This window comes from Pseudomonas sp. HAR-UPW-AIA-41, from assembly GCF_002304225.1.
Classification (GTDB): domain Bacteria; phylum Pseudomonadota; class Gammaproteobacteria; order Pseudomonadales; family Pseudomonadaceae; genus Aquipseudomonas.
In genome coordinates, this window is record NZ_NSLB01000002.1 from 18905 (window position 1) to 45481 (window position 26577).

Consider the following 26577-nt stretch of genomic DNA (forward strand, 5'->3'; position numbering starts at 1 on the left):
CCTGCTAGCTGGCCGGGCGCATCACGTCGATCAATCCATCCAGGCTGTAGCCAAGACGCGGCGCCAGTTGAGCCGCGCGCTGGCGCAGCCCGCCGATATCCAGCTCCTGCTCAAGGGCAGCGGGAATCAGCAGGATGACGTTGCCGTCTTTCACCGGAATTTCCCAGTAGTGACGATGGAACAGGCCCCGCAGCAATGCGGCGCCCAGCGGCTTGCCATCATCGGTACCCCACTGGTTGATCACCAGCCAACCATCGGGATTGAGCTTCTTCTGGCAGTCTTCGAGAAAGCGCCAGGCCAGATGACCTGAAGCCGGCCCGGTGTCGGTATACAGATCGAGGAACAGCACGTCGGTGCTTTCGGCGCTGCCCAGCAGCTCCAGGGCATCACCGATGCGAATGGTCAGGCGCGGATCATCGCTCAGGCCGAGAAACTCCATGGCCAGACGTGGCACATCCGGGCGCAGTTCGATGACTTCGACATCGTCCAGCTCCAGAAAACGCAGGCAGGCCTGGGTCAGGTTGCCGGCGCCCAGCCCGAGAAACAGCGCCGTCTCGGCCCGCTCGTGGCACAGCGCGCCGATCAGCATGGCGCGGGTGTAGTCGTACTCCAGCCAGCTCGGATCGGCCGTGAACACACAGCTCTGCTCCACCTCATCGCCGAACTCGAGGAAGCGGTACTCACCGATTTCCACCACCCGCACACGCCCATAGGCGTCGTGCACCTCGGCCAGCAGATGTTCATCCTGTAGTTTTTCCGTCACCGGCATCCCCAACTGACCATTCGTACCAACACCGCACGACCTCCGGCCGTCAATGTCATAGCCGGTGCCCGGGGGCACTCGCCGATAATATCCGGGCGGCAGCCTGCCGCAGGCGGAGCGCCAGCACAAGTTCCATTCGGCAATCCGTTGTCCCTCCAGTACGGATTTCAGCCATGACCACCTGCCTCATCACAGGCGCCGCCAGCGGCCTCGGCTGGGCCCTGGCCCAGGCCTGCAACAGCCGCGGCATGCACCTGCTGCTCACCGATATCAATGCCGATCTGCTGGAACAGCGCCGCACCGAGCTGTCCAACGGCGCCACCGTGCACTCCCTGGCCGGCGATCTCTGCGAGCCGCACTTTCAGGCGGAGCTGATCAGCGTGTGCCACCAGCACTTTGGCGGCCTCGACTGGCTGGTCAACAATGCCGGCATCACCCATCGCTCCCCGACCCTACGCACCCAGCCCGAGGTCTTCAGCAAAGTGATGGCGGTGGATTACCACGCCCCGCTGAACCTGACGCTGAGCGCCCTGCCCCTGCTGCAACGCAACCGTGGCCAGGTGATCTGCATCGGCTCCATGGCCGGCTGGATGCCGGTACTCGGCCGCGCCGGCTACTGTGCGGCCAAATCCGCACTGAGCCAGGCCTTCGAAGTGCTGCGCCTGGAGCTGGAGCGCCAGCACATCAGCCTGCTGATGGTTTACCCGAGCTTTCTCGACACCCCCATCGAGCGCAATGCCCTGGGCGGCGATGGCCGACCGGCCAGCCACGCCCGCTCCACCGTGGGTCAGGTACGCGGTGCCGACTGGATGGCCGCCGCGATCGTGCGCGCCGCAGAACAACGACGCCGGCGCCTGTTTCCGGACCGCGGCAGTCAGCTGGCCAGCGTGCTCTGGCGCATCGCACCCGACCTCTACCTGCGCCTGATGGCACGGCGCTTTGCCGGTGAGCTGGACTGAGGCTGCAACACTTTGCGGCAAACCTTGCTTGGCGTGCCACTGCACGCTGGGGCATGCTCAAGCCCCCACACCAAGCAAGGATTTGCCCATGCTGCGTATGCGCTCATTGCTTCTGGCCGGCGCCTGCCTGTTTGCCGCTTCACTGACTCAGGCCGCGGACAACCCGGCCACGCCCAAACCGGCACTGGATAACAAGGTGATCCGCGTCGGTACAGCGGCCGACTACCCACCGCTTACCATGCAGAGCGAGGGTCAGGTACGCGGCATCGAGGCCGATCTGGCCGCCGAGCTGAGCAAGCGCACGGGCCACCAGTACCAGTTCAGGATCATCCCCTGGAGCGGGCTGTTCAACGCGGTCGAGCGCGGCGAAGTGGACATGCTGATGTCCGGTATCAGCGTCACCGCCGAGCGCCAGGCCAGGGTCGACTTCACTCAGCCCTACTTCAAGATGGGCCAGATGGCGATCATCCGCAGCGCCGATGCCGCCCGCTTCGCCAGCCCGCTGCAGATTCTCCAGCCCGAAGTGCGTCTGGCCTATGTCGCCGACAGTACCGGCGCGGCCTTCGCCAAGAAATTCGCCGGCATGACCACCCTCAAGGCCTTCAGCTCGGTGGAGCCGGCCCTGCAGGCATTGATGAAAGGCGAAGTCGACTGCGTGGTGCACGATGCCGTCACCAGCTGGAATGTCGACAAGGATCGCCAGTACACCAGCCTGCTCAGCCTGCATCGCCCTCTGACCGATGAGAGCCTGGCCTGGGCTGTGAGCAAGCAGCAGCCAGCGCTGCGTCAGCTTCTGGATCAGGAGCTGGCCGCCATGCAGGCCGATGGCACCCTGCAGCGCATCATCAATCGCTGGCTGCCGGTGCGCACCACCCGCCAATAGGCCCGATTGGCTTTGGCAATGACCCCGGTCGTCCCGCTGCCACGGACGATCGGGTAACATGCGGCTCACTTTCCCTGATCCGTCGTATCGAGCCGTACATGAGCCAAACCTGGAGCCCCGAAAGCTGGAGAAGCAAACCGATCCAGCAGCAACCACAGTACCCCGACAGTGCCAAGCTGGCGCAGGTCGAGCAGACCCTGGCCGGCTATCCGCCGCTGGTGTTTGCCGGCGAAGCGCGCGAGCTGCGCCGCCAGTTTGCCGAGGTCACCCAGGGCCGTGCCTTCCTGCTGCAGGGCGGTGACTGCGCCGAGAGTTTTGCCGAGTTCAGTGCCGCGAAAATCCGCGACACCTTCAAGGTGCTGCTGCAGATGGCCATTGTCATGACCTTTGCCGCCGGCTGTCCGGTGGTGAAAGTCGGACGCATGGCCGGCCAGTTCGCCAAGCCCCGCTCGGCCAATGACGAAACCGTTGACGGCGTGACCCTGCCCGCCTACCGCGGCGACATCGTCAACGGCATCGGCTTTGACGCCGCCAGCCGCGTACCGGACCCGGAGCGCCTGCTGCAGGCCTACCACCAGTCCACCGCCAGCCTCAACCTGCTGCGCGCCTTCGCCCAGGGCGGCTTCGCCGACCTGCACCAGGTGCACCAGTGGAACCTGGACTTCATCGGCAACTCGGCCCTCGGCGAGAAGTACAGCCAGTTGGCCAACCGCATCGACGAAACCCTGGCCTTCATGCGCGCCTGCGGCATGGACGCCCAGCCGCAGGTACGCGAGACCAGTTTCTTCACCGCCCACGAGGCGCTGCTGCTGAACTACGAACAGGCCTTCGTGCGCCGCGACAGCCTCACCGGCCGCTGGTACGACTGCTCCGCGCACATGCTGTGGATCGGCGATCGCACCCGTCAGCTGGATGGCGCCCATATCGAATTCATGCGCGGTATCGAGAACCCCATCGGGGTCAAGGTCGGCCCGAGCATGGACCCGGACGAGCTGATCCGCCTGATCGACATTCTCAACCCGGACAACGATCCCGGCCGCCTCAACCTGATCGTGCGCATGGGCGCCGACAAGGTCGAGCAGCACTTCCCGCGCCTACTGCGCAAGGTCCGTGATGAAGGGCGTCAGGTGCTGTGGAGCAGCGACCCGATGCATGGCAACACCATCAAGGCGTCCAGCGGCTACAAGACCCGCGACTTCGCGCAGATCCTCACCGAGGTGAAGCAGTTCTTCCAGGTCCACCGCGCCGAAGGCACCGTGGCCGGCGGCATCCACATCGAGATGACCGGGCAGAACGTCACCGAGTGCATCGGCGGCGCCCGGCCGATCACCGAGGACGCCCTGTCGGACCGCTACCACACCCACTGCGACCCAAGGATGAACGCCGACCAGTCACTGGAGCTGGCCTTCCTGATCGCCGAAACCCTGAAACAGGCGCGCACCTGAGCCAGCCGCGTGCGATGCCAAGGGGAGCCTAACGGCTCCCTTTTTCCTGACCAGCAGAACCGGAGCCACCTGCCATGTCGTTCACCCTGCAGCCCATGAATCCCGAAGCCTACCGCCGCGACACCCGGCGTATCGCGTTTATCGTCATCGCGATTTTCGTGCTGCTGGCCATGCTGCTCTCCACCCTGGCCGTACAACTGTTCGGCGAGCCGGGCGGCGACAATTTCCGTTTCAACCTGGGTGGCGTGCTGCTGGGGCTGCTGCTGACCATCGCTCTGGTGCGCTTCAAACTCTGGTCACTGCCCTGGATGGCCCCGGCAGTGTATGGCTGGCGCCTCAAGCGCAGCCTGATGAGCATCACCAACGTCATGCACCATGTGACGGCGGGCGTTGCTGCGGAACATCCGGCCGCACTCAGACTGCTGCGTTTCTATCATCTGGGCGTGACCCAGATGCACCAGCTGGACGGCAACTCCAGCGCCCTGAGCCAGATGGTGCGCGAGATTGACCAGCACAGGGCCAGACTCGAAGCCCTTGGTCTGCCCACCGAGTTCGACACACTGGAACCCGAGTGGCTGGTGCAGGTGCGGCAGATCCCCGTGTAATACGGGAGAACCAAACAAAACGGGACCTGCGGGTCCCGTTTTGCGTTATCAATCTGCCGTCGCGGGCAGCAATCGGTTGACCAGTGCCCGGCTGGCACCCAGCACCTGCCCCTGCACGTCCTCACGGGCCAGCATGCGCGCTACCACCAGGGCGCCGACGCACTGAGCCAGCAGCGCCCAGGCCAGCTCACTGTCGTCCAGAATCCCGGCCCAGGCCTGTTGAATCTGACACAGCCAGTGCTCGGCCTCCTCGCGCACTACGGGCTCGGCGCGGGCAACCTCCGCGCCCAGAGCCGGGATGGCGCAGCCTCCCTCGGGATTGCGCACATGGGCCAGGCTCAGGTAGCGCTCCAGACAACGCTCGAGCCGCTCGCGCCGGTCGCCATCGGCCTGACACAGCAAGGCAATCGGGCTGTGCGACAGCTCGCGGCGGACGATCTCAGTGAACAGATCACTCTTCGACGGGAAATGACTGTAAAAGGCGCCGCCAGTCAGACCGATGGCCTTCATCAAACCGTCGACGCCGGTGGTGGCGAAGCCGCCGGCCTTGGCCAGCGCGCCGCTGCTCTGCAGCAGCTTCTCGCGGGTCTGCTGCTTGTGTTCGGCCGAGTAGCGCATGCCCTGTCCGCTCCTGACGCTTGACGATACCGGCAGCATAGCATAGCGTTCGTTTACCTAACGATCGTTTAGGCAATTGTTCACCCAGAGAGCCTGCCATGTCCGAATCCAACAAAGTCGTGCTGGTCATCGGTGCCGGCGACGCCACCGGCGGCGCCATCGCCAAACGCTTCGCCCGCGAGGGCTACATCGCCTGCGTCACCCGGCGCAGCGCCGACAAGCTCAAGCCGCTGGTGGACGAGATCATCGCCGCCGGCGGCCAGGCCCACGGTTTTGCCTCCGATGCGCGCAAGGAGGAGGAAGTTGCCGAACTGGTGGAAACCATCGAGCGCGACATCGGCCCCATCGAAGCCTTCGTCTTCAACATCGGCGCCAATGTGCCCTGCAGCATCCTCGACGAAACCGCACGCAAGTACTTCAAGATCTGGGAGATGGCCTGCTTTGCCGGCTTCCTCACCGCCCAGGCCGTTGCCCGGCGGATGGTCACGCGTCAGCGCGGCACCATCTTGTTCACCGGCGCTACCGCAGGATTGCGTGGAGCAGCGGGTTTCGCCGCCTTCGCCGGGGCCAAGCACGGTATCCGCGCCCTGGCCCAGAGCATGGCGCGTGAGCTGGGGCCACGCGGCATCCATGTCGGCCATGTGGTGATCGACGGTGCCATCGACACCGCCTTCATCCGTGACACCTTCCCCGACATCTACGCGCGCAAGGACCATGACGGCATCCTCGATCCCGCGCATATCGCCGACAACTACTGGCACCTGCACGCCCAGCCACGCGATGCCTGGACCTTTGAACTGGATCTGCGTCCCTGGCAGGAAAAATGGTGAGCCGCCCTTCCCCTTTCGCAACGGAGCAGCACCAATGAGCAAGACCGTGGAATTCTTCTTCGACTTCGGCAGCCCGGCCAGCTACCTGGCCTGGACTCAGCTACCGGACCTGTGCGCCCGCCACGGCGCCGAGCTGCGCTTTCGCCCCATGCTGCTGGGCGGCGTATTCCAGGCCACCGGCAACGCCTCGCCGATCAGCGTACCGGCCAAGGGCCGCTACACCCTGATCGACTTCCAGCGCTTCGCCCGCCGCTATGGCGTGGCCTTCTCGCTCAATCCGAACTTCCCGATCAACACACTGACGCTGATGCGCGGCGCCTGCGCCTACCAGTTGCGCGCCCCCGGTCAGTTCGAGACCTATGTGAAGGCAATCTTCGAGGCACTCTGGACCCGGCAGCGCAACCTGGCCGACCCGGCCGTGGTGGCCGAAACACTGACCGAGGCCGGTCTGGATGCCCAGTCCTTCGCCGCCTGGGTGGCCGAGGACGAGGTCAAGGCCGCGCTCAAGGCAGCCACCGAGGAAGCTGTCCAGCGCGGTGTGTTCGGTGCGCCGACCTGCTTCGTCGGCGGCGAGATGTTCTTCGGCCAGGACCGCCTGGACTTCGTCGACGAGGCGTTGGCCCAGGCCGACTGATCACCAGTCCGCGGAATGCAAAACGGGGCCTGCGGGCCCCGTTTTGTTTCAGGCAAAGAACATAGAACCTGCCTGTGATCTCGCGAGCTAGAGCCAGACAAGGCGAAAACAGCCGAGGAAGCGGAGTTTACGAGTTGTAAATGAGCATTCCGAGGCTGTTTTCAACGCTGTATGGCCGACGCGCAGCAGATCACCTTATTGGTTCTGGTTAAGCGCCTGATCGTGGAAAATTCCGTGGTTATCCACGCCCAGCATGAACTTGGCCACAGCCAGGCGTTCGGCTTCTGACAGGTAGTCCTGCGCCGGCATGGCCGGGTAGTCCTCGCGTTTCTTCACCGGTTTGGCGATGTACTCGGCGATGCCCTGCGGATTGTCCATGTACAGCGCCTGGATGATCTCTACCGGCGGCCCGATCATGCGCGTGCCATAAGCGTGGCAACCGGTACACACGCCGAAGTAGGTCAGTTTGCCCTTGTCCAGCTCGGTGATTTCGCGCGGCGGCACCGGCTCGGGCAGCAGACGGGTCACCACATCGGCCGTGGTGGAGAAACCACAGGTGCCGTAGTCCTTGAGGCCGACCGTGATGTACTGGTCGCGGTTAAGGATGCAGCTTTCGCGGCTGGTGCCGACGTTGACGATATCCACGTTGCCGCTGGTGAGCGTGGCCACCTTGAGTGCCTTGATCTCGTCGATCGGCTCATGACCATTGCCGTACATCAGGTTGTTGAGGATGGCCACCTTGTCCGACTTCGGGTCGGTTTCCGGGTCGCGGGTGATGTTCGGGAAGCTGTCGTGGTCGGTGATGATGATCGCGGCATTCTTGTTGCCGGAGATGATGTTGTTCTCCAGGGTCACCTCGTCGGCGGCCATGATCACCACGCCGGTGCCGGACGGTACGCCGGAGACCATGGAGCCCGGCGCGCCGAAGTTCACATGGTTGTTATTGGTGATGAAGTTGTTGCGGATGATCAGGTCGTAGGTGGTCTTGATCGGCAGCCCCGGAGTGATGAAGGTCAGGATGCCGCCGGCGTTGTCGTACACCAGGTTGTTCTCGATCACGCCATGCCGGGAGTTCTCGAACTCGATGCCGGCGACGCTGGCGTACACCTCGTTGTTGTTGACGTGAACGTTGTCGCTCATGCCCACGTAGATCGCCGCGTCCTCGATACCGCTGACGATGTTGTTGCTGATCAGACCGTTCTTGCCCAGCTGCGGGAAGATGCCGTACACGCCGGTGTCGACGATGCGGTTGTTGCGGATCAGGAAGTTGTTGCCCGCCTGCCCCATGATCGCATTGCCCTTGTAGTGGGTGATCAGCAGGTTCTCGACGGTGATGTTGTTGCCCGAGTAGAGGATGGCGTCGTTGAGCTTGCGCTCGCCCTCCATGGTCGGCCACTGACCGTTCTCGATCACGCCGGTGATCAGGATGTCATCCTTGTCGATGTACACGGTTTCCTTGTAGGTGCCTGGGAACACACGGATCACGTCACCCGGCTTGGCGGCGCGCACGGCGGCCTGAATGGAATCACCGGCCTTGACCTCGATGACCTGGCCCTTGCCGCTGGCCCCCACGCTCTTGGCCAGCGAACCGACCGCAGCGGTCTTGTTGTCCGACTTGGCGTAGCGGTCGGCGCCGCCGACGATGGTGGCGCTGTTATCGCCGCCCAGCTGCGTTCCCAGGAAAACGCCGCCTCCCAACAAGGCCGCGGCAATCGCCACGCTCAACAGTTTCTTGGCCATTTTATTCTCCGGTTGGTTCGTTCTTGTTATGAGTGGTCGAAGCGATCCGTGCCTGCAAGGCCGGTGGAACCCGGCCGACCGGCGCCAGCCCGGAAGGGACCTGCGCCGGAATGGCCGGAGTGAAAGATTCGTCGGTCAGGGCACGCATGAAGTCCACCAGGCGGTCGAGCTCATGCTCGGCGAGCTTGGGCTCCCAGATATGCCAGTGCAACTGGACTCGCCCCTTCTCTTCCTCGGGCAGCGCATGACCGCGGCCCTTGGTGTAGAACTCGGCGGCATCGCGCAGGTTATCGAAGGTCCCCGAGTGCATGTACGGCGCAGTCTGCGCCACGTTACGCAGCGACGGCACCTTGAAGCCGCCGCGCCAGTCCGGGTTATTGAACGGCACCTGGGCGCCCGGATCGAACGGTCGGCCATCCGGCTCGGGCACGCCGATCACGGCGATCTGCTGGTTGGTGAACAGCGGTGGCGTATGGCATTCCGAGCAGCGCGCCACGAACGAGCGGTACACGTTGAAGCCTTCCAGCTCCCGGGCATTCAGCGCATCGGGCGAGCCGTGGGCGTAGCGGTCGTAGGGGCTGTTGAGCGAGATGAGCGAGGTCTGGAAGGCCGCCAGGGCCAGATACAGCTGATCCAGCGTCACCACGTCCTGCTTCGGGTACGCCTCGGCAAACAGCCGGCGATACTCGGTGCTGGCGTTCAGTCGCTCAAGCAGCAGCTCGGGGCTCGCCGCCATTTCCACCGGCGAAAACAGCGGGCCGGTCATCTGCTCTTCCAGTGAGCCGGCATGGGCATCCCAGAAGAACCGGGTGAGAAAGGCCATGTTCCACAGGCTGGGCGCCGCGCGCAGGTTTTCCGCGCCATTGGCGCCGATGCTGCGCTTCAGGCCATCGGCAAAGCCCAGTTTGGGATGATGGCAGCTGGCGCAGGACTGGGTCTGGTCGCCCGACAGCACCGGATCGAAGAACAGGTGCCGTCCCAGATCGATCTGCTGCGGACTGAAACCATCGCGATGAGCCGGTAGCGCGGTCTGCAGACCACCGACGCCTCGCTCGTAGAGCGAGTCGTACTGATCGTAACGGGTGTGCAGCTTGCAGGTGTTTTCCGTCGTGGTCTCGAAGCCGGCCGGGCAGACATCGGCCAGCTGGATAGCGCCTGCGCCCAGCCCAGCAGCGGCCAGCTCAGCAGCGCAAGGCACAACCGGCGCATCACTTGGCGCTCAGGCTGTTGAGGTGAGCAAGGATATCGACCAGTTCGTCTTCATTGACGGTGCCGGCCATCAGCTTCATCTGCTTGCCGAAGCGGTCGGCCGCATCGTAGCCGCGCAGGCCGCTGCGGAAATGTTCGACCTGGGTCTTCAGGTAGGCATCGCCCACGGCGGTCAGGCGCGGCGCACTGAACGCCGGGTTGCCCTCGCCCTGCCCGCCATGACAGGCACCACACTTGGACTGGTAGAGCTTGCTGCCCTGGGCCGCATCGCCCTCAACGCTGGCCGCCACCTGGGGCAGCGGCAGACTGGCAAGGTAGGCCGCCACATCCGCCACCGCGGCGTCATCGGCGAGCGACTTGGCCATCGGAGCCATCTGCGCACCACCGGCGTCGCCGGCCTTGGCCCCACGCTGGCCACCACGGAACTGTGCCAACTGGCGCTGCAGGTAATCGGCCTGCTGGCCGGCCAGCGCAGGAGCCTTCAGCGCCGGATTGCCCTCGGCCTTGGCGCCGTGACAGGCCACGCAGGTGGCGGCGAAGAGTTTCTCGCCAGCCGCCGCATCGGCAGCCACGGCAAACGGAGTGAACAGCAGGGAGAGGGTCAGGCAGACAATCGGGGCTTTCATGCAGGCATCACCAGGTACTTTCTCGTTATGCCTGAAGAATATCTGGCACTATCGTACCAATCAAGCCCCTGAATGCAGTTTCTGCCTAGTCCTGACGCGGCTCGTCCCAGAACGGCCGATCGCTTTCCTGCCAGGCATCGGCCCGCGACAGACCGATGTCCTTCAGCGCCGCATCCGAGAGCGCCGCCAGCTGCCGGCGCTGCTCGGCCAACTGCCACCAGCGGCGCACCTGGTGCCAGGCCCTGCGCCACAAGGGCGCGACCTGTGCCTTGTCCAGACTCCCTACCTGTACGAAACCTTGCTGCCTGCTGTTCATCGCCATGCCCTCCTGCGGGTATGGCGCCAGTCTCGTCACGGCGTTAGCATCAATCCAACGAATGTTTGTTATGCCACCCATCTCCGGAATTGATACATGAGCCACCCCAGCATCGACAGCGAGCTGCTGCGCAGCTTCGTGGCCATCGCCGACCACGGCAGCTTCACCCGCGCCGCCAACGTGGTGAACCGCACCCAGTCGGCGGTCAGCATGCAGATGAAGCGCCTGGAAGAGGATGTGCTCAAGCGCCCGCTGTTCGAGCGCGAGGGCCGCAATGTGCAGCTGACGGCCGAAGGCCAGCTGCTGCTGGGCTATGCGCGGCGCATCCTAAAGCTGCAGGGCGAAGTGTTCACCAGCCTGCGCCAGCCGCACATGGTCGGCGCCGTGCGCATTGGCACCCCGGACGATTACGTGATGCGTTTTCTGCCGGGCATCCTCGCCAGTTTTTCCCAGGCCTACCCGCTGGTGCAGGTGGAGGTGCACTGCGAGCCGTCCTACCAGTTGCTGCAGCGTCAGGACCTGGACCTCTCGATCGTCACCCGGCAGCCGGGCGACGAGATCGGCCAGTTGCTGCGTCAGGAGCGCTTTGTCTGGGCTCAGGCGCGCGGCCAGGACCTGTACGAGCGCAACCCGCTGCCGCTGGCGATGTTCAGCGCCGGCTGTTTCTGCCGCGCCTGGGCCTGCAATGCCCTGGACGCCCACGAGCGCGCCTATCGCATTGCCTACACCAGCCCCAGCCTGTCGGCGCTGATGGCTGTGGTCAGCGCGGGACTGGCCATCACCGCGCAGCTGGAGAGCATCATCACCCCGGATCTGGAGATCCTCGACAACCGTCACGGCCTGCCCGACCTGCCGGCCACCAGCATCGTCCTGCTGCGCAACCCGGCCAGCCAGTCTCCGGTCACCGAAACCCTGGCCGAGCAGATCGTCGAGGGGTTCAGGCTATAACGGCCAGGCCCACCGCACAGACCAGCAGGAAGCCGCAAAACAACTGGCGCAGCAGACGATCGGGCAAGGCATGGGCCAGCTTCACACCCCAGCTGATGCTGAGCAGGCCGCCGATGGCCAGCGGAATGCCCATGCTCCAGCTGACTTCGTCATGCGCCGCATAGGTCGCCAGCGTCACCGCCGTGGCCGGCAGCGCCAGGGACAGCGACAGCCCCTGGGCAATGACCTGGGAAACACCAAAGATCGCGGTCAGGCTCGGCGTCGCCAGCACCGCGCTGCCCACGGCAAACAACCCGCCCAGCAGACCGGACAAGCCGCCCAGCACGCCCAGCCAGGGCCAGGGATAGCGCAGGCCCTGACCAGCAGCCGGCAAGGGCCGGTACAAACGCCACAGATTGAACAGCGCCAGCGCCAGAAGAAAGCCGACAAAGGCATAACGCATGCTGCGGGCATCCACCTGCAGCGCCAGCAGTGACGCCAGCCAGGCGCTGAGCAGCCCGGAGAGTCCCAGCGCCAGCGCATGCCGCAGGTCGATGGGGTTGTGCTGGTGATAGCGCCACAAGGCCAGCAGCACATTGGGCACCACCATGACGAGAGCCGTGCCCTGCGCCAGCTGCTGATCCAGACCGAACAGGATACCCAGCGCCGGAATGGCAATCAGCCCGCCGCCAATGCCAAACAGGCCGCCCACCGTACCGAGCAGCGCGCCCAGCAACACATGCACCCCAGCACTGATCAGATCCATTGCTCTCTCGCCAGAAAAACAAAGCCCGGCGCTAGGCCGGGCTCTGGAGACACGCGGTGACTTAGGCCTGCGGAGCCTGAGTACGGCCCTTGTAGGAACCGTCGCGGGTGTCGATTTCGATCCAGTCGTCGATGTTGCAGAAGTCTGCAACCTTGACTTCGGTGCCGTTGGCCAGCTTGGCCGGCTTCATCACTTTACCGGAGGTGTCGCCACGGGCGGAGTTCTCGGTGTAGGTGATCTGACGCACGATGGTGGTCGGCAGGTCAACGGAGATCACTTTGCCTTCGAAGAACACGGCTTCGCAGACGTCGGTCATGCCTTCTTCGATGAACGGCAGAACGCTTTCCAGGTCTTCGGCGCGCAGCTCATAGGAGTTGTACTCCGTGTCCATGAACACGTAGTCCTCACCGTTGATGTAGGACAGAGTCACTTCCTTGCGCTCAAGGATCACCGGCTCCATCTTGTCGTCGGCCTTGTACACGGTCTCGGTCTTGGAGCCGTTGATCAGGTTCTTCAGCTTCATCTTGACGATGGCGCTGTTACGACCGGACTTGGTGAATTCAGCTTTCTGGATGAGCCAAGGATGACCGTCGATCAGAGCGACGCTGTTGGCCTTCATTTCTTGTGCGGTTTTCATACGAAATATCCGGGATATAGATGGAGGTACGAATTTCTAGGCCGCGCATGATAGCGAATTTCGGTAAAACAGCGCCAGAGCCGCTGCAAGATCAGGATAAGCGGCCTGGCGGGCGCTCCACCGGCGGGCGTGCTCGGCCAGTTCCGCCCAGCACGGCTGCAGCGACTGCCAGGCGAGTCCCATGCCCTGCCCGGCATTCCAGGCACGCCACAAGCCGCTCAGGGCCAAGGCTGCCGGCTCACTCAGCCCCTCGACATAGAGCTGCAGGAACGCATCCAGCTTCTCCCAGTGCGCTCCCTCCTCCTGCTGGTAGATGTGCCACAGCAATGGCCGCGCAGCCCACTGGGCGCGAACGAAAGAGTCCTCGCCGCGCACCGCATTGAAATCGCAGCACCACAGCAACCGGTCGTAATCGGCCTGCGGCATGAAGGACAACAATTGCACCTGCAGGCGACCGCGCGGCCAGACCTGTCCGGGCTGCATTGCCGTCACACCCAGCCAGTCCTGCAACTGCGCCTGAATACGCCCCTGAGGCACCAGCAACTGCACTGCTTCGTCACCTCCGGCCATGGCCTCCAGCCATTCGGCGAGGCCGGCATTCTCGTAGGCAAACAGGGAAACCAGCCGCGCACCTGCCAATGGCCTGACGCCCAGGCGCTCTAGAAAGGCTGTACGCGCGGCCACGTCGGCCTGCAGCGCATCACGGCGCGCCAGCAGATCGCCCTCGCGCAACAAGCCGCCGGTCCCTTCGGTAAAGCCGGGAAAGAAGAAGAACTTGCGCAGACCGCAAGGCTGCGGCGACGGCAAGGCGTGACAGCCCGCCACCCAGTCCTCGGCGCTGAGGTATTCCAGATTCAGCCACAGCGGCGGACGCGGCTGGGCTGCCATGGCAGCAATGAAAGTAGCCGGCAGTTCACAGGCAAAGGCCTCGATGACGACCTCTCCCGGTTCCACACCGGACACCGACTCAGCCGTCCAGGCGCGAACCTCAACGCCCTCCAGCCACTGCTGCGCGGCTGTCAGCGAAGTTGCCGGAGACAGTGGCTGCAACGCACGCAGATCATCCACCCACAAGCGCACCGCCACGCTCTGTTCGGCCGCCAGCTGGCGGGCCAGACGCAAGGTCACGCCGATATCGCCGTAGTTGTCCACCACCGCGCAGAAGATGTCCCACTGCCCCGCCATAACCTGCTCTCGCCACTCGTTGAGCAGCGATTGTGCACCAGCCCGAGTAATCCCGCAGTGCGGATTGGCGCAGTCCCTTGCGCATAACAGTGGCAAGCCCCTACTGATGCGGGCCCTGCCACTGTCATTTCGCTCAGATCATGGGCGCTCGCCTGCCGCCAGACGCTCTTCGATACGCTCAATCACGGTCGGCAGCTCGGCGATGCTGTCGATCACATAATGGGCGCCAGCCTGATAGAGCTTCTCGGCAGCCGGCAACCGGCGTGCTTTTCGCTCGCCCTCACTCAGCGCCTGCCACTGCGCATGGGTCAGACCCACCTCGTTGCCAGAGGCAGACAAACCCACCGTCCACATACCGGCGGCAAGCCCTTCGGCGATGCCTGGCACGGTGTCGTCAACCTTCACGCAGGCCGCCACATCGCTGATGCCCAAGCGCACCACATTCTCCAGCGCCATCCAGGGTCCCGGTCTGCCGCCGGCCGGCAGGTCGTCGGCAGCCACCGTGCAGTCCGGCTGATAGCCCGCAGCAGCGGCAATTGGCAGCAGACGATCCATCACTTGACGCGGATAGCCCGAACAGGTGCCAACTTTCAGCCCACGTGAGCGCAACTGCGCAATGCACTCGAGCGCCCCTGGAATCAGCGCCGAGTACTGCCCTACCCGCTCCAGCTGCAGCGGCATGAAGCGGGCATAAAGTGCGTCGACATCCTCGGTCTGCATGGCACGGCCAAAACGCGCCTGCCAGCGTGCCGCCACCGTCGGCAGCCGGCCGAGGGCCTGAATGTGATCCCACTTGGCCAGGCCCATGGGCACGCGCGCCTCCTCCATCGTCACTTCGATGTCGAAGCCGGCGAAGGCATCGATCAGCACCTGCGTCGGTGCGAAGGAACCAAAGTCGACGACGGTGCCTGCCCAGTCGAGGATAACGGCCTGCAGAGGGCCACAGTAACGTCGCTGATAGCGGTAGCTCATGCGTGATGCTCCGATGAGTGTTCCAGATAACCCAGTTCCCTGAGAGCGCCTTCCAGCGCAGCCAGGGCCTGGTCGATTTCGGCAAGATCCAGCGCCCCGATGCAGCCGACGCGGAAGGTTTCCACGCGGGTCAGCTTGCCGGGATAAAGGATGCAGCCACGCTCACGTACCGCGTGGTAAAGGTCGGTAAAGCGATAGGCCGGATGTGCCGGGGCATGCACGGTGAGGATGATCGGCGCCTGTACCGCATCATCCAGGTATAACTTCAGCCCCAAGCGGTCGAAGCCGCGCATCAGTCGCTCGCAGTTGGCGCGATAGCGCGCCAGCCGCGCGGGCTGGCCGCCTTCAGCCTGATACTGATCCAGTGCACTGCGCAGGGCTGCCACCACATGGGTCGGCGGGGTGTAGCGCCACTGCCCGGTACGCTGCAGGTAGGCGTGCTGGTCAAAGAGGTCCAGCGACAGCGAGTGGCTGTTGCCCTGACTACGCGCCAGAGCTTGACGCTCAACCAGCACAAAGCCCATACCCGGCACCCCCTCCAGGCACTTGTTGGCGGAGGACACCAACGCCGCAAAGCGCAGCTGCCGGGCATCAACCGGCAAGGCGCCGAAACCGCTCATGCTGTCGATAATCAGCTCGCGACCGGCAGCGGCCACCACCTCGGCGATCTGCTGCAGCGGATTGAGAAGCCCCGTGCTGGTTTCACAGTGAATCAGCCCGACATGGCTGCACTGAGGATGCTCGGCCAGGCAGGCCGCCAGTCGCGCCGGGCAGACCGGCTCATTGTCGGCGAACGCCAGACGCACCACCCGCCGCCCCATCACTTCCACCAGTTGCGCCATGCGCTCGCCATAGGCGCCGTTGACCAGCACCAGAAGACAGCCATCGCGAGGCAACAAAGTGCCGATGGCGGCCTCCACAACAAAGGTGCCCGAGCCCTGCAGGGGCACGCAGACATGACTGTCCTGGGCATGGGCAATCTTCAACAGATCCGCGCAAACACTGGCGGTCAGTTCATTGAAGGCGCCATCCCAACTGCCCCAATCGCGTAGCATCGCGGTCTTGGTGATCAGGTTGGTGGTGAGTGGGCCCGGGGTCAGTAACAAAGGGTCACGCATGAGCAGTCTCCTGCAAGGCCGTCGGATGAAGACGTAAGTGGCGGCACTTCCAGCCGGCACGCAGCGCCTCGTCCGTCAGCCGTGGATTGGGATTGGTTGGACGCGGGTCGCTGGCCCAGCGCAGCAGCGGCAGGTCGTTGTGCGAATCGCTGTAGAAGTAGCTGCGCTCGGCGCAGGCGCCCCGCTCGGCCAGCCAGCGTTCAACGCAGGTCACCTTGCCTTCGGCGTAGGTCATCAGCCCCTCGCTGGCCCCGGTGAAGCGGCCCTCCTTGCGGCCACAGGGCACGCCATAAACGTGCGTGAATCCCAGCGCACGGCCGAGGGGCTCGACCAGGAACTCCTCGCTGGCGGAGATCAGCAACAACTCGTGGCCGGCGCTGCGATGAGCGGCGATCAGCTCCCGGCCTTCCTCGTAGACCCGCGGCAGCAGGCTGTCATGGAGCAGCTGTTCGACCGCCGCCGAGACCTCGGCCACCGGCCTACCGGCCAGCGGGGCCAGGGTCAACTGCAGGTAGGCCGCCATATCCAGCCCACGCTCGTGGTAATCGGCCATCAGCTTCGTGTGCTGGGCACGAAACTCGGCGGAATCGACCCAGCCCAGTTGCTGCATGCGCTCACTCCAGAGTGCCGAGCAGTCACCGGCAAGCAAGGTGTGATCAAGGTCGAAGATGGCCAGTGTCAGTTTTTCCATGGGGGTGTCATCCGGGGTGATCTAGACCCGGCGCAGTATCGGGAGCTGATCCCGATCCGCACAGACAGCCGTCCTTGCCACATGCCCCAGCTTTTCTAATAACACGTCATCTGATCGTCATATCCCTCGCATTAACTTGGCCGCGGCTCGCTCCAGAACAGGTATAAGTTGTGGCCAGTCTTCCTCCCCTCAACTCCTTGCGCGCCTTCGAGGCCTCGGCCCGGCTGGGCAGCTTCACCCGCGCAGCAGAAGAACTGAACGTCACTCAGGCGGCCGTCAGCCAACAGGTCAAGCTGCTGGAACAGCATCTGGGCAACACCCTCTTCATCCGCGAGGCCAAGGGCCTGCGTCTGACCGAATCCGGACGCAGTTATCTGCCGGCCCTGACCCAGGCTTTCCATACCTTGCGCAGCAGCACCGAGGAACTCTTCGGCGAGCGCGGCCGCACCCAGTTAAGCGTGCGCGCCTCTAACTCCTTCGCCGAACACTTCCTGGCACCACGCCTGCACCGCTTTCTGGCTGACTACCCGCGCTTTCGCGTGCGACTCAGCTCCTCGCCCTGGACGGCATTCGAGGAGCATCACAACGTCGATGTCGAGATCTGTAATGGCTATGGAGACTGGAGCAACCGACAGGTCGAGCGCCTGACCACCGAGCACTGGCTGGTAGTCAGCAGCCCAGACACCATCGAGCGACGCGGTATGCCGGAATCCGCCCGGGCCCTGCTGGAATGGCCGTTGATGAGCGTGCTCGGCTACCGGGAAGGCTGGAGCGACTGGCTGGCCTGTCAGAAGGTCGAAGCACTGGCGCCACCACCCTGCATGGAGTTCGACACCACCACCCTTGCCTTGCAGGCTGTCCGGCATGCCGACGGCGCACTGCTGACCCGCAGCTTCCTGGCCGCCGATGCACTGCAGCGCGGCGAACTGGTGCAGATACACCCTGGCACGCTGGCGACTCGCGGCGGTCACTATCTGGTCTGCCAGCGCGGCGACCAGCGCCCCAAGGTGCTGGCCTTCTGCGACTGGCTGCGGCGCGAGCTGCGGGCACAGCAACTGGGGCTCGGGCGCAATCTGGTCTAGCCCAAGAAAGGATCATCTTGCGCATTAGAAGATCTAGGCCATTTCGCCGCATGCAGTCACAAAGGCGCAATCGAGCCCTCCTAGGATCCTCTGGCATCGGCAGCCCAAGTGCATTAGCGCGGGTTATGGCGCCGAGCATCAACCCCCGTCGTTAGGAGAGTCCTGTGAAGCCCCTCAAGCCGTTGCGTCACCTGCTGGCCACCCTGGTGGCAGCCACCTCGCTCAATGCCATGGCCGCCACCGAGCTGACGGTTTATACCGCGCTCGAACCGGAAGACCTGAAGAAGTATGCCGACCGCTTCAACGAGGACCATCCCGACGTCCAGATCAAGTGGGTGCGCGACTCCACCGGCGTGATCACTGCCCGCCTGCTGGCCGAGAAGAATAATCCGCAGGCCGATGCCATCTGGGGCCTGGCAGCCACCAGCCTGAAGCTGCTGCAACAACAAGGCATGCTCGAAGCTTACGCCCCTAAAGGTGTAGAAAAGCTCAATCCGCTGTACCGCGACAGCGGCAATCCGCCCCAGTGGATCGGCATGGACGCCTGGATGGCGGCCATCTGCTTCAACACCGTGGAAGCCGAGAAGCACAAGCTGCCGCTGCCCACTAGCTGGCAGGACCTGACCAAGCCGGTCTACAAAGGTCACGTGGTCATGCCGCACCCGGCGTCTTCCGGCACCGGCTATCTGGACGTATCCGCCTGGCTGCAGACCTTCGGTGAAGAGAAAGGCTGGGGCTACATGGACGCCCTGCACCAGAACATCAAGAGCTACACCCACTCCGGTTCCAAGCCTTGCAAGATGGCCGCCAGTGGCGAAGCGCCGATCGGCATCTCCTTCGCCTACCGTGGCGCCAAGGAAAAGGCCGCCGGCGCCCCGCTGGAGCTGGTCTTCCCCAGCGAAGGGCTGGGCTGGGAAATGGAAGCAGCCGCCATCATCAAGGGCAGTGACAAGCTCCAGGCAAGTCAGCAACTGATGGACTGGGCCGCCAGCGAGAAGGCCAACCGCATGTACAACGAGGCCTACGGCATCGTCGCCATGCCGGGCATCGCCAAGCCGGTGGAACACTTCCCCAAAGAGCCGGAAAAACTGCTGATCAAGAACGACTTCGACTGGGCGGCGGAGAACCGTGACCGCATCCTGACCGAATGGCAGAAGCGCTACGAGTCCAAGGCCGAAGCGCAATAAACGAGTGTCGGCAACACCCCTCGCCCCGTGGCGCGCAAGCGCCGCGGTGGCCCGAGGGGCTTGTTGTTTTTGCCCACCCGGCTACCTGATGAGGAAAACCCGCATGCATTCGCAAACCGGCAGCCGCCTGCAACTGCAAGGCATCCACAAGCAGTTCGAGCACTTCAGCGCTCTGCGCGATATCAATCTGGATATTCAGCCCGGCGAACTGGTGTGTTTTCTGGGCCCGTCCGGCTGCGGCAAGACCACCTTGCTGCGCATCATCGCCGGCCTGGAAACCCAGACAGCCGGGCGTCTGCTGCAGGGCGAAAACGACATTTCCAACCTGCCGCCCCGGCAACGGGACTTCGGCATCGTTTTCCAGTCCTACGCGCTCTTTCCCAATCTGAGCGTGCACGACAACATTGCCTTTGGCCTGCGCAGCCAGCGCCTGCCCAAGGCAAAAATCCAGGCGCGCGTGGACGAACTGCTGGACCTGATCGGTCTGCGTGAACAGGCGCGCAAGTACCCGGCTCAGCTCTCCGGTGGCCAGCAACAGCGCGTGGCGCTGGCCCGCGCACTGGCCCCGGCCCCCGGCCTGCTGCTGCTTGATGAACCCTTGTCGGCGCTCGATGCCCGTGTGCGCAGTCACCTGCGCCGGGAAATCCGCCGCCTCCAGCAGCAACTGGGCGTCACCACCATTCTGGTGACTCACGACCAGGAGGAAGCCCTGACCATGGCCGATCGCGTGGTGGTGATGAACCACGGCGTGATCGAACAGGTCGGCACCCCGCAGGAAATCTACCGCCGCCCGGCCAGCCCGTTCGTGGCCGAGTTCATCGGTGCCATGAACTTCGTCGAATCCGAACAGGTGGACTTCGGCAAGCTGCGCGTCGGCAACCAGTTGCTGGACCTGCCGGCGAGCTTCGAACCCGGCGACTCCGCGCGCCTGCAGCTGGCCTTCCGCCCCGAGGAAGTGCAACTGCTGCCCTGTGACGCACAGGGCATACCAGCCTTTGTCGAACAACTCGACTTTCTCGGCACCTTCATGCGCACCCGTATTCGCGTCGATGGCCTCGCCACTGCGCTGACGGTGGATGTCGACCCACGCACCGCACGCCTGCTGGAACTGCACCTTGGTCAGAGCCTCTGCGTTCGCCTGCCCACCGAGCATCTGTCTTGCTTCGCCGCCTGAGCCCTGCAGGGGCCCTGCTGCCCCAGGTACCCAACACCATGTTTGCTGCTGTATTACGCCGTACTCCTATCCAGGCAACCTCCTGGGAACGCCCGCTGCTCAGACTTTGCTTCGGCATCACCCTGAGCCTGCTGCTGCTTTTGCTCCCGGCCCCACTGTTAAGCCTGCTGCTGCGCAGCCTGGAGAATGCCCAGGGTGAGTTCGTCGGCCTAGCCAACTTCATCCACTACTTCAACAGCGGCGCGCTGCAGCGCTCGCTCGGCAACTCCCTGTGGGTAGCCACCCTGTCGACGCTGATCGTGGTCTCACTGGCATTCGCCGCCGCCTGGGCGCTGACCCGCACCCGCCTGCCAATGCGTGGCTGGCTGCGCGCCGCACTGCTGCTGCCGATCCTCGCGCCATCGCTGCTGCCGGCACTGAGCCTGATCTACCTGTTCGGTGAGCAGGGCGTGCTGAAACACTGGCTGGCCGGGCACTCCATCTACGGCCCACTGGGCATCGTCATGGGCTCGTGCTTCTGGACCTTTCCCCACGCCCTGATGATCCTTGTCACCGCACTGTCCCAGGCCGATGCCAGGCACTATGAAGCCGCCGAGGTACTGCGCGCCTCGACGCTGCGCACCTTCCTCTGCGTGACGCTACCCAATGCCCGCTACGGGCTGGTCAGCGCGGCCTTCGTGGTTTTCACCCTGGTGTTCACTGATTTCGGTGTGCCCAAGGTCATCGGCGGCAGCTACGACGTACTGGCCACCGACATCTATAAGCAGGTTATCGGCCAGCAGCGCTTCGAGATGGGTGCCGTGGTCAGTGTTCTGCTGTTGCTGCCCGCGCTTCTCGCCTTCCTTGCCGATCGCTGGGTGCAGCGCCGACAGGCCGCCACCATCACCGCCCGTGCCGTGCCCTACCAGCCCAAACCCAATCGCCTGCGCGATAGCTGGGGCGCGCTGCTGCTGAGTGCGCCGGTGCTGTTCATCCTTGGGGTCATCGCCATGGCGGTGTATGCCTCGCTGGTGCAGTACTGGCCGTACAACCTGACCCTCACCCTCAACAGCTACCAGTTCGACCGCCTGCTGGGCGACGGCTGGGGCAGCTACCTCAACTCCCTGCGCCTGGCCGCCCTGACCATGCTGGCCGGCACCGCCCTGTGCTTCGTGAATGCCTGGTTCAGCCAGCGCACACCGCAGCCCGGCGCTCTGCGCGGGCTGTTCCAGCTCTGCAGCCTGCTACCGCTTGCGGTTCCGGGCATGACGCTGGGGCTGGGCTACATCTTTTTCTTCAACCACCCGGAGAACCCGCTCAACGGTTTGTACGGCGGCATGACGATTCTTGTGCTGTGCACCCTGGTGCATTTCTACTCGGTGCCGCACCTGAATCTGGTGACCGCCTTCAAGCAACTCGATGGTGAATTCGAAGCGGTGGGCGAGTCACTGCGTGCTTCGCGCGTACAAATTCTGCTGCGTGTCACCCTGCCACTGAGCCTGCCGGCACTACTGGATGTGGCGCTGTACTTCTTCGTCAACGCCATGACCACCGTCTCGGCAGTCGTCTTCCTCTACGGGCCGGAAACCAGCCTGGCCGCCATCAGCGTGCTGAATCTGGACGACGCCGGACAAACCGCCGGGGCTGCGGCCATGGCAGTGTGCATCCTGCTTACCTGTGCGGCAGCCAAACTGCTGCACGGATTGCTCTCTGCCCTGCTGGCGCGCCGCCAGCAACACTGGCGCGGGCGCTGAGACGCAACCATGAGCGCCTTCACCCTGCTGCTGGTGTTGCTGTCGGCCATCGCCCATGCGGCCTGGAATCTGGCCGGCAAAAAGGCCAATCCCAACATCGGCTACTTCTGGCTGGCCAGCCTGTGGGGCTTCATCATCGGCTTACCGCTGGTGCTGCCCTTTACCGGCGACCTGCTGTTGGCACTGCCGGTGTCCATCTGGGGCTGGCTGCTAGCCACGGGCCTGTGCCAGGCGCTCTATCTGTGGGGACTGGCCGAAGCTTACCGGCGCGGTGAACTCTCCGCGCTCTACCCGCTGATCCGCAGCTCGCCCCTGCTCCTGCTGCTGCTCGGCAGTCTGCTGCTGGAAAGCCATACACGCATCAGCACGGCGGCCATGCTCGGCATAGTGCTCATCGTGGCCGGCTGCTTTTTTCTGCCGATGCAGCACTTTCGCGACCTGCGCCTCAGTCACTACTGCAACGCCGCCACCCTCTTCGCCCTGCTGGCCGCCACGGCAACCGCCGGCTATTCACTGATCGACGACATCGCCACACGCGCCATGCGCGAGTTGCCCCTGACGCCCTCCAGCGCCAGCGTTGCCATGCTCTACGTAGTGCTACAGGCCGGCACTGCCACCCTCTGGCTGGGGCTGGCGCTGCTACTGCCCGGCGTGCGCCATGCCTGGCGACGACAGCCGCCAATGCTGGCCAGCAGCCTGTTCACCGGCATCATGATGCTGCTGACCTACGCCCTGGTGGTCTGGGCCATGGCTTTCGCCAGTGACGTCAGCTACGTCGTGGCGTTCCGCCAGATCAGCATCCCCATCGGCGTGGGGCTGGGCATCCTCTGGCTGGGCGAGCGCCTGACCCTGCCCAAGATTGTGGGGGTGGGGATTGTGATCAGCGGACTGGTGCTGGTGGTATTGAACTGAAAGCCTGATCTTTCAGGCCCAAAGGAGTAGCCCTGAATATCAGTTGCCGCCGCTTCAGCACACTTCAGATACCAACCTTTCCATGGATTGCCTGTAGCTTTGTTCACAGGCTAACCTCGGCTAAAAGCTAGCTCCGGCTGGCAAAAGGACTTGCCTGGTTGGTGTATAGCATTCTGGCGTAAACGCCATACCCTCCCCGCAATAGAGCGGACAGCCTCCAGCAGCAAGAGAACGTTATCCACCAATGGTGCGTTTAAACGCACCATTTGGTGTCTACTTATAGTTATACGCTGGAGCCACATGGACGAACTATTCAGCCCGATACTCCGCTTCCTAGCCTACGTAGTAAGCGAACTACTCCTAGGAACCTTCTTCTACGCGATTGGCTGGCCTTTTGTAAAAGCTGCCACGCTTGGGAAATATCCAATGCGCGAATGGCTAAGCGGATCAAAGAATGAAGCTTATGTATGCTGCGTAGGAATCCTCGTGTTCTCTATTTCATTAATGGCCGTCTTGGGCCAGTTCAGCGCATAACAATGCGCTCAACTGCCGCTCACTTCGTTCGCTGGACTCGCAAAAGCTGCGCTTTTGCTCGCCCGTTAGCTTAATCGTTAGGCCCTATATGGCTCGCATAGCAAAGAAACCAGGCGACCTGCTGATTCTTCCCCTATCTACACAAGGGACACATGCGTACTGCCAATGGTTACCAGATGGTACTGCCCGCTTCTTTCTTGCCGCCTGCACTACAGAGCTGAAAGCAGACGAAATCGTTGCTCTTCCAGTTGCATTTAGGGTCCTTGTATTTAACGACACACCAAATCGCTATAACTGGGCAAAGGTAGGAAAATCAGATATCCCTGCGTCATGCATAAACCCACAGCTCTATGCCAAAAAGGATGCTATTACTGGAAAGTTAAGCATCTACAGCGAGGGCAACGAAAAACCAGCCACCCCCGATGAGGTAAAAGGTCTAGAAAGCATGGCTGTCTGGGCCCACCCTCACATTGTCGAAAGACTGGAAGCCCAGCTTGAGGGTAAGGAATCGATGTTTCTACGCAGCATTAGTGTGTTGGCCTAACAATGCGCTCAACTGTCGCTCACTTCGTTCGCTGGACGTCCAAAAGCTGCACTTTTGGCCGCCCGTTAGCTTAATCGTTATGTGCCAAAGGAAGGCCTATGTCGTCCCCAAAAGACAGAGTTGTAGTGGCAAGCGATGTAAGCTCGCGGGATGGTATTGGTGTCGAAATTTACAGAGACAACGACTTAATCATGGAGCTATTTCGTGACGACACAGAAAGAACTCGCACAATCACTGTATTTAAAGAGTCAATCTCGCTGGAACTCATGGAAGAATCCATTCAAATTTTCAAAAAAGAAATTCCATGGGCTTTTAGTGATCCAGTGTAATTGGCGCATAACAATGCGCTCAAATCGTTCGCTTTGCTCACTGGGACCGGCTAAAGCCGGCCCCTTAGCTTAATCGTTAGAGCACTGTTATTTCTGGGTTGGTGCAAGCAATGGAAATGCGCATGTATCCGCTATCAGTTCTGCCACTCCGTGCAGGGTTAAGCTCTGCTCCGTGCAGCTCGCACTTTCCCCCGGCCATCCGGCGCTTCATTCGTCAGCCGCAGCAGCCTTGTGCCGGCATTGCTTCTACAGTTCACCCGGCAACGCCCGGCGGGCAATCGGCTTCAAGTTCGTTGCCAACCTGCTGCGCACGTCTCGGCTTCAATCTGAGCCGCTCAGCACCATTGCGTTCAACCTGGCCACAGCGTCTAACTATTGGTTCAAGGTCGCTCGCTTCACTCACTTGGACGTCCGTAAGCTGCGCTTACGGCCGCCCCTTAACCAAACGTTATGCACACTAGGACGTTATGATCTACGTTATCGAAAAGGACTTTGATCGCCAGTTGGAATTGCTCGTATTTCTAGCGAGCATAGGAAATTATTCGTTCTGTGGCTGGCTATATCCTGAGTCAAAAATCTCGACCTACTCCGGACATTCCATAACATCAAATCCCAAAAGCCTAATCCCTGTTACAACCTACGGGGACGATCACAAGCCAAAATGCACAGAAACAATATCAGCAACAAAAAACAGCATCATTGAATTCTGTGCAAGTAAAGCAGCAATTAAACAACACTTCGATTGCCTGGCAATGTATAAGCCCGGTGAAAATTCTTGGTCTGTAGCAACTATCGGCCATGAGGGTATTGGCCTAGTAAAGGATGATAATCTGCTGATTAAAATCACTGATGCCGGGTTTGTTGCTTCGTTACAGGCTCCAGAATGGTGGTAGCGCATAACAACTGGTTCAAGTCGCTCGCTTCGCTCACTTCGGACGTCCAAAAGCTACGCTTTTGGCCGCCCCTTAACCAAACGTTAGAAACCACAAGAAATTTATGCGCAGCCTTGAAGAAATACTTCGTGCAGTCGATTCGGTTCCGGACTATTACGGCCACAAGGCTACGTCTGTTAACTACAAGAGCGGCTGGGGAGATACGCCGCTTCACATTGTCAGCTGCTGGGGTGACTGCGAAGCTATAAAAATTCTTATTGAAGCTGGCGCAGATATAAATGCACGGGGAGAAACAGGCTTTACTCCTTTGCATTGTGCAACAGAGCAAAATCGCATTGAGGCAGTAGCGCTGCTCCTATCGCTTGGCGCGGAAATCGTGCAAGACTCAAACGGCCACACACCCCTTGAGTTAGCCGATTTATTGGAGCGGAAAGAAATAATCAAAATCCTGAGTGGTGGTATCTAACAATGCGCTCAACTGCCGCTCACTTCGTTCGCTGGACGTCCAAAAGCTGCGCTTTTGTCCGCCCGTTAGCTTAATCGTTAGAGCACTGTTATTTCTGGGTTGGTGCAAGCAATGGAAATGCGCATGTATCCGCTATCAGTTCAGCCACTCCGTGCTGGGGCAAGTTCTGCCCCGTGCGGCACGCACTTTCCCCCGGCCATCCGGCGTTTCATTCGTCAGCCGCAGCAGTCTTGTGCCGGCATTGCTTTTACAGTTCACCCGGCAACGCCCGACGGGCAATCGGCTTCAAGCTTGTTGCCAACCTGCTGCGCACGTCTCGGCTTCAATCCGAGCCGCTCAGTACCATTGCGTGCAACCTGGCCACAGCGTCTAACTATTGGTTCAATGTCGCTCGCTTCGCTCACTTGGACGTCCGTAAGCTGCGCTTACGGCCGCCCCTTAACCAAACGTTGTGCGTCACTTTATTGAATCGTCGTATTTAGTTCTGGAAGAAAGTCATGGAAGCATCTTCGGTCGCATTCTACATAGGAGCACTGCTAGGCCTTCTATACGTCGGCATGGGCTTAGCAGCGCTTTTCAGCGTTCCTACCGACAAGAAGCATCTAATCTCATCCAGCCTTCCAACTTTCTTCTTTTGGTGGCCATTTTATAAAAGCATGTTCGACGAGAGTTCTAGTAAGCTAAGGATGCTAGGCGCTATCGCACTAGTTCTTCTAATCTTGTCTTACGCGTCCTCTGCGGCGCTAAAATCTGTTGGGTGCTGAGTGCACGCACAACAATGCGCTCAACTATCGCTCAC

At 62.3% G+C, this 26577-nt stretch carries 29 protein-coding genes; 17 read left to right on the forward strand and 12 right to left on the reverse strand.

What is annotated here, in order from left to right; translation table 11 throughout:
• Window positions 1–4 precede the first annotated feature (4 nt).
• Window positions 5–763, reverse strand: a complete 759-nt coding sequence (locus tag CK486_RS04380; protein WP_095939602.1) for a spermidine synthase — start codon at window positions 761–763, stop codon at window positions 5–7.
• A 173-nt stretch (window positions 764–936) separates the two neighbouring features.
• Here CK486_RS04380 and CK486_RS04385 point away from each other — a divergent pair, with 173 nt between their 5' ends.
• The 4 genes from CK486_RS04385 (at window position 937) to CK486_RS04400 (ending at window position 4655) form a co-directional block, all read left to right on the forward strand.
• Window positions 937–1722, forward strand: coding sequence for an SDR family oxidoreductase (locus CK486_RS04385; protein WP_095939075.1), 786 nt, complete (start codon window positions 937–939; stop codon window positions 1720–1722).
• Window positions 1723–1810: 88 nt separating this feature from the next.
• A complete protein-coding gene (locus tag CK486_RS04390; RefSeq protein ID WP_095939076.1) occupies window positions 1811–2605 on the forward strand; it encodes an ABC transporter substrate-binding protein in 795 nt (264 codons plus the stop codon).
• 98 nt (window positions 2606–2703) lie between these two features.
• Entirely contained in the window at window positions 2704–4050 is a 1347-nt protein-coding gene (locus tag CK486_RS04395; RefSeq protein ID WP_095939077.1) for a class II 3-deoxy-7-phosphoheptulonate synthase, read from the forward strand.
• A gap of 74 nt (window positions 4051–4124) precedes the next feature.
• A complete protein-coding gene (locus CK486_RS04400; protein WP_095939078.1) occupies window positions 4125–4655 on the forward strand; it encodes a DUF3087 family protein in 531 nt (176 codons plus the stop codon).
• A gap of 48 nt (window positions 4656–4703) precedes the next feature.
• Here CK486_RS04400 and CK486_RS04405 read toward each other — a convergent pair whose 3' ends face one another.
• Window positions 4704–5273, reverse strand: coding sequence for a TetR/AcrR family transcriptional regulator (locus CK486_RS04405; protein ID WP_095939079.1), 570 nt, complete (start codon window positions 5271–5273; stop codon window positions 4704–4706).
• Between the two features lie 98 nt (window positions 5274–5371).
• Here CK486_RS04405 and CK486_RS04410 point away from each other — a divergent pair, with 98 nt between their 5' ends.
• Window positions 5372–6103, forward strand: coding sequence for an SDR family oxidoreductase (locus CK486_RS04410; protein ID WP_095939080.1), 732 nt, complete (start codon window positions 5372–5374; stop codon window positions 6101–6103).
• 34 nt (window positions 6104–6137) lie between these two features.
• A complete protein-coding gene (locus tag CK486_RS04415) occupies window positions 6138–6737 on the forward strand; it encodes a 2-hydroxychromene-2-carboxylate isomerase (protein ID WP_095939081.1) in 600 nt (199 codons plus the stop codon).
• Between the two features lie 195 nt (window positions 6738–6932).
• Here CK486_RS04415 and CK486_RS04420 read toward each other — a convergent pair whose 3' ends face one another.
• The 4 genes from CK486_RS04420 to CK486_RS04435 all read right to left on the reverse strand — a co-directional run bounded on the left by CK486_RS04420 (window position 6933) and on the right by CK486_RS04435 (window position 10628).
• Window positions 6933–8477 carry a parallel beta-helix domain-containing protein gene (locus CK486_RS04420; RefSeq protein WP_095939082.1) on the reverse strand — a complete coding sequence of 515 codons (1545 nt, stop codon included), beginning with the start codon at window positions 8475–8477 and terminating at the stop codon, window positions 6933–6935.
• Between the two features lies 1 nt (window position 8478).
• On the reverse strand, window positions 8479–9675 hold the full coding sequence (locus CK486_RS04425) for a cytochrome-c peroxidase (RefSeq protein ID WP_095939083.1): 1197 nt from the start codon (window positions 9673–9675) through the stop codon (window positions 8479–8481).
• Between the two features lie 10 nt (window positions 9676–9685).
• Window positions 9686–10312, reverse strand: coding sequence for a c-type cytochrome (locus CK486_RS04430; RefSeq protein WP_095939084.1), 627 nt, complete (start codon window positions 10310–10312; stop codon window positions 9686–9688).
• An 85-nt stretch (window positions 10313–10397) separates the two neighbouring features.
• Window positions 10398–10628, reverse strand: a complete 231-nt coding sequence (locus tag CK486_RS04435) for a DUF1127 domain-containing protein (protein ID WP_095939085.1) — start codon at window positions 10626–10628, stop codon at window positions 10398–10400.
• Between the two features lie 96 nt (window positions 10629–10724).
• On the opposite strand from CK486_RS04435, the gene CK486_RS04440 reads away from it, so the two are divergent.
• On the forward strand, window positions 10725–11576 hold the full coding sequence (locus CK486_RS04440) for a LysR substrate-binding domain-containing protein (protein WP_095939086.1): 852 nt from the start codon (window positions 10725–10727) through the stop codon (window positions 11574–11576).
• Here CK486_RS04440 and CK486_RS04445 read toward each other — a convergent pair.
• From CK486_RS04445 to CK486_RS04470, 6 genes are all read right to left on the reverse strand, one after another.
• Window positions 11566–12321 carry a sulfite exporter TauE/SafE family protein gene (locus tag CK486_RS04445; protein WP_095939087.1) on the reverse strand — a complete coding sequence of 252 codons (756 nt, stop codon included), beginning with the start codon at window positions 12319–12321 and terminating at the stop codon, window positions 11566–11568. The two genes, CK486_RS04440 and CK486_RS04445, sit on opposite strands and share 11 nt — an antisense overlap.
• 61 nt (window positions 12322–12382) lie before the next feature.
• Window positions 12383–12958 carry an elongation factor P gene (efp, locus tag CK486_RS04450; RefSeq protein ID WP_095939088.1) on the reverse strand — a complete coding sequence of 192 codons (576 nt, stop codon included), beginning with the start codon at window positions 12956–12958 and terminating at the stop codon, window positions 12383–12385.
• A gap of 36 nt (window positions 12959–12994) precedes the next feature.
• Entirely contained in the window at window positions 12995–14143 is a 1149-nt protein-coding gene (earP, locus tag CK486_RS04455; protein WP_095939089.1) for an elongation factor P maturation arginine rhamnosyltransferase EarP, read from the reverse strand.
• A gap of 138 nt (window positions 14144–14281) precedes the next feature.
• Window positions 14282–15115: a phosphonoacetaldehyde hydrolase gene (gene phnX, locus CK486_RS04460; RefSeq protein ID WP_095939090.1), complete on the reverse strand. Its 834-nt coding sequence runs from the start codon at window positions 15113–15115 to the stop codon at window positions 14282–14284.
• A complete protein-coding gene (locus tag CK486_RS04465) occupies window positions 15112–16233 on the reverse strand; it encodes a 2-aminoethylphosphonate--pyruvate transaminase (RefSeq protein WP_095939091.1) in 1122 nt (373 codons plus the stop codon). The genes phnX and CK486_RS04465 overlap by 4 nt, the downstream gene beginning before the upstream one ends.
• On the reverse strand, window positions 16226–16924 hold the full coding sequence (locus tag CK486_RS04470; RefSeq protein ID WP_095939092.1) for an HAD family phosphatase: 699 nt from the start codon (window positions 16922–16924) through the stop codon (window positions 16226–16228). The genes CK486_RS04465 and CK486_RS04470 overlap by 8 nt, the downstream gene beginning before the upstream one ends.
• Window positions 16925–17094: 170 nt before the next feature.
• Between CK486_RS04470 and CK486_RS04475 the strand changes: the two genes are divergently transcribed.
• The 10 genes from CK486_RS04475 to CK486_RS04510 all read left to right on the forward strand — a co-directional run bounded on the left by CK486_RS04475 (window position 17095) and on the right by CK486_RS04510 (window position 25778).
• Complete coding sequence (locus CK486_RS04475; protein ID WP_095939093.1) at window positions 17095–18006, forward strand: LysR substrate-binding domain-containing protein; 912 nt, start codon at window positions 17095–17097, stop codon at window positions 18004–18006.
• Window positions 18007–18170: 164 nt separating this feature from the next.
• Window positions 18171–19193: a putative 2-aminoethylphosphonate ABC transporter substrate-binding protein gene (locus CK486_RS04480; protein ID WP_256574363.1), complete on the forward strand. Its 1023-nt coding sequence runs from the start codon at window positions 18171–18173 to the stop codon at window positions 19191–19193.
• A 103-nt stretch (window positions 19194–19296) separates the two neighbouring features.
• Window positions 19297–20367 (forward strand): putative 2-aminoethylphosphonate ABC transporter ATP-binding protein, encoded by a 1071-nt coding sequence (locus tag CK486_RS04485; RefSeq protein WP_095939094.1) that lies wholly within the window; start codon window positions 19297–19299, stop codon window positions 20365–20367.
• Window positions 20368–20405: 38 nt separating this feature from the next.
• Complete coding sequence (locus CK486_RS04490) at window positions 20406–22100, forward strand: putative 2-aminoethylphosphonate ABC transporter permease subunit (RefSeq protein ID WP_095939604.1); 1695 nt, start codon at window positions 20406–20408, stop codon at window positions 22098–22100.
• 9 nt (window positions 22101–22109) lie between these two features.
• Window positions 22110–23012, forward strand: coding sequence for an EamA family transporter (locus CK486_RS04495; RefSeq protein WP_095939095.1), 903 nt, complete (start codon window positions 22110–22112; stop codon window positions 23010–23012).
• 300 nt (window positions 23013–23312) lie between these two features.
• The gene (locus tag CK486_RS04500; protein ID WP_095939096.1) at window positions 23313–23546 is read left to right on the forward strand and encodes a hypothetical protein; all 234 of its coding nucleotides are present in this window, start codon (window positions 23313–23315) and stop codon (window positions 23544–23546) included.
• An 88-nt stretch (window positions 23547–23634) separates the two neighbouring features.
• Window positions 23635–24090 (forward strand): hypothetical protein, encoded by a 456-nt coding sequence (locus CK486_RS17880; protein WP_141248874.1) that lies wholly within the window; start codon window positions 23635–23637, stop codon window positions 24088–24090.
• Between the two features lie 98 nt (window positions 24091–24188).
• Window positions 24189–24419: a hypothetical protein gene (locus CK486_RS04505; RefSeq protein ID WP_095939097.1), complete on the forward strand. Its 231-nt coding sequence runs from the start codon at window positions 24189–24191 to the stop codon at window positions 24417–24419.
• A gap of 467 nt (window positions 24420–24886) precedes the next feature.
• The gene (locus CK486_RS17885) at window positions 24887–25312 is read left to right on the forward strand and encodes a hypothetical protein (RefSeq protein ID WP_141248875.1); all 426 of its coding nucleotides are present in this window, start codon (window positions 24887–24889) and stop codon (window positions 25310–25312) included.
• Between the two features lie 103 nt (window positions 25313–25415).
• Window positions 25416–25778, forward strand: coding sequence for an ankyrin repeat domain-containing protein (locus CK486_RS04510; RefSeq protein ID WP_095939098.1), 363 nt, complete (start codon window positions 25416–25418; stop codon window positions 25776–25778).
• The last annotated feature ends 799 nt before the right edge of the window (window positions 25779–26577 follow it).

Excerpts from the sequence above, each read along its gene's own strand:
- CK486_RS04385 (WP_095939075.1), top strand. The coding sequence starts at position 937 with ATGACCACCTGCCTCATCACAGGCGCCGCCAGCGGCCTCGGCTGGGCC.
- CK486_RS04390 (WP_095939076.1), top strand. The coding sequence starts at position 1,811 with ATGCTGCGTATGCGCTCATTGCTTCTGGCCGGCGCCTGCCTGTTTGCC.
- CK486_RS04395 (WP_095939077.1), top strand. The coding sequence starts at position 2,704 with ATGAGCCAAACCTGGAGCCCCGAAAGCTGGAGAAGCAAACCGATCCAG.
- CK486_RS04400 (WP_095939078.1), top strand. The coding sequence starts at position 4,125 with ATGTCGTTCACCCTGCAGCCCATGAATCCCGAAGCCTACCGCCGCGAC.
- CK486_RS04405 (WP_095939079.1), bottom strand. The coding sequence starts at position 5,273 with ATGCGCTACTCGGCCGAACACAAGCAGCAGACCCGCGAGAAGCTGCTG.
- CK486_RS04410 (WP_095939080.1), top strand. The coding sequence starts at position 5,372 with ATGTCCGAATCCAACAAAGTCGTGCTGGTCATCGGTGCCGGCGACGCC.
- CK486_RS04415 (WP_095939081.1), top strand. The coding sequence starts at position 6,138 with ATGAGCAAGACCGTGGAATTCTTCTTCGACTTCGGCAGCCCGGCCAGC.
- CK486_RS04420 (WP_095939082.1), bottom strand. The coding sequence starts at position 8,477 with ATGGCCAAGAAACTGTTGAGCGTGGCGATTGCCGCGGCCTTGTTGGGA.
- CK486_RS04430 (WP_095939084.1), bottom strand. The coding sequence starts at position 10,312 with ATGAAAGCCCCGATTGTCTGCCTGACCCTCTCCCTGCTGTTCACTCCG.
- CK486_RS04435 (WP_095939085.1), bottom strand. The coding sequence starts at position 10,628 with ATGAACAGCAGGCAGCAAGGTTTCGTACAGGTAGGGAGTCTGGACAAG.
- CK486_RS04440 (WP_095939086.1), top strand. The coding sequence starts at position 10,725 with ATGAGCCACCCCAGCATCGACAGCGAGCTGCTGCGCAGCTTCGTGGCC.
- CK486_RS04445 (WP_095939087.1), bottom strand. The coding sequence starts at position 12,321 with ATGGATCTGATCAGTGCTGGGGTGCATGTGTTGCTGGGCGCGCTGCTC.
- efp (WP_095939088.1), bottom strand. The coding sequence starts at position 12,958 with ATGAAAACCGCACAAGAAATGAAGGCCAACAGCGTCGCTCTGATCGAC.
- earP (WP_095939089.1), bottom strand. The coding sequence starts at position 14,143 with ATGGCGGGGCAGTGGGACATCTTCTGCGCGGTGGTGGACAACTACGGC.
- phnX (WP_095939090.1), bottom strand. The coding sequence starts at position 15,115 with ATGAGCTACCGCTATCAGCGACGTTACTGTGGCCCTCTGCAGGCCGTT.
- CK486_RS04465 (WP_095939091.1), bottom strand. The coding sequence starts at position 16,233 with ATGCGTGACCCTTTGTTACTGACCCCGGGCCCACTCACCACCAACCTG.
- CK486_RS04470 (WP_095939092.1), bottom strand. The coding sequence starts at position 16,924 with ATGGAAAAACTGACACTGGCCATCTTCGACCTTGATCACACCTTGCTT.
- CK486_RS04485 (WP_095939094.1), top strand. The coding sequence starts at position 19,297 with ATGCATTCGCAAACCGGCAGCCGCCTGCAACTGCAAGGCATCCACAAG.
- CK486_RS04490 (WP_095939604.1), top strand. The coding sequence starts at position 20,406 with ATGTTTGCTGCTGTATTACGCCGTACTCCTATCCAGGCAACCTCCTGG.
- CK486_RS04495 (WP_095939095.1), top strand. The coding sequence starts at position 22,110 with ATGAGCGCCTTCACCCTGCTGCTGGTGTTGCTGTCGGCCATCGCCCAT.
- CK486_RS04500 (WP_095939096.1), top strand. The coding sequence starts at position 23,313 with ATGGACGAACTATTCAGCCCGATACTCCGCTTCCTAGCCTACGTAGTA.
- CK486_RS17880 (WP_141248874.1), top strand. The coding sequence starts at position 23,635 with ATGGCTCGCATAGCAAAGAAACCAGGCGACCTGCTGATTCTTCCCCTA.
- CK486_RS04505 (WP_095939097.1), top strand. The coding sequence starts at position 24,189 with ATGTCGTCCCCAAAAGACAGAGTTGTAGTGGCAAGCGATGTAAGCTCG.
- CK486_RS17885 (WP_141248875.1), top strand. The coding sequence starts at position 24,887 with ATGATCTACGTTATCGAAAAGGACTTTGATCGCCAGTTGGAATTGCTC.
- CK486_RS04510 (WP_095939098.1), top strand. The coding sequence starts at position 25,416 with ATGCGCAGCCTTGAAGAAATACTTCGTGCAGTCGATTCGGTTCCGGAC.